This is a genomic window from Ensifer oleiphilus, assembly GCF_013371465.1.
Lineage (GTDB): Bacteria > Pseudomonadota > Alphaproteobacteria > Rhizobiales > Rhizobiaceae > Ensifer > Ensifer oleiphilus.
This window is the reverse complement of the sequence record NZ_JABWDU010000030.1, coordinates 1-659: the sequence shown is the minus strand read 5'-3', so window position 1 is coordinate 659 and position 659 is coordinate 1. Positions and strand designations below refer to the sequence as shown.

Annotated in this window: 1 protein-coding gene; it reads left to right on the top strand. The window is 66.3% G+C overall.

Annotated features, from left to right (window positions below; genetic code table 11):
• The coding region (locus tag HT585_RS31565; RefSeq protein WP_176356705.1) for an aldehyde dehydrogenase family protein at nt 1-659 on the top strand (659 nt) is incomplete at both ends.

The window sequence follows — 659 nt, the reverse complement described above, 5'->3', positions numbered from 1 at the left end:
AAGCCAGCGGCACAGACGCCGTTCTCGGCCATTGCGATCGCCATTCTTGCCGAACGTGCCGGCCTGCCGAAGGGGCTCTTCAGCGTCGTCACCGGCTCGGCCCGCGAGATCGGCGCGGAGATGACCGCCAACCCGGTGGTGCGCAAGCTGACCTTTACCGGCTCGACGGAAGTCGGCGCCGAGCTCTATCGCCAGAGCGCCGGCACCATCAAGAAGCTCGGGCTGGAGCTCGGCGGCAACGCGCCGTTCATCGTCTTCGACGATGCCGATCTCGACGCGGCCGTGGAAGGCGCCTTGATCGCCAAGTTCCGCAACAACGGCCAGACCTGTGTGTGCGCCAACCGCATCTATGTGCAGGACAAGGTCTATGATGCCTTCTCCGACAAGCTGGCGGCGGCCGTTGCCAAGCTGAAGATCGGCAATGGTCTTGACCAGGGCGTGATCCTCGGCCCGCTGATCGACCAGGCGGCACTGGAGAAGGTCGAGGAGCACGTCGCCGATGCCACCGCCAAGGGCGCGCGGGTGATTCAGGGGGGCAAACGCCATGCGCTCGGCGGCACCTTCTATGAGGCGACGGTGCTGGCCGACGTCACCCAGGCGATGGCGGTGGCGCGCGAAGAGACTTTCGGCCCGGTGGCGCCGCTGTTCCGCTTCAAGGA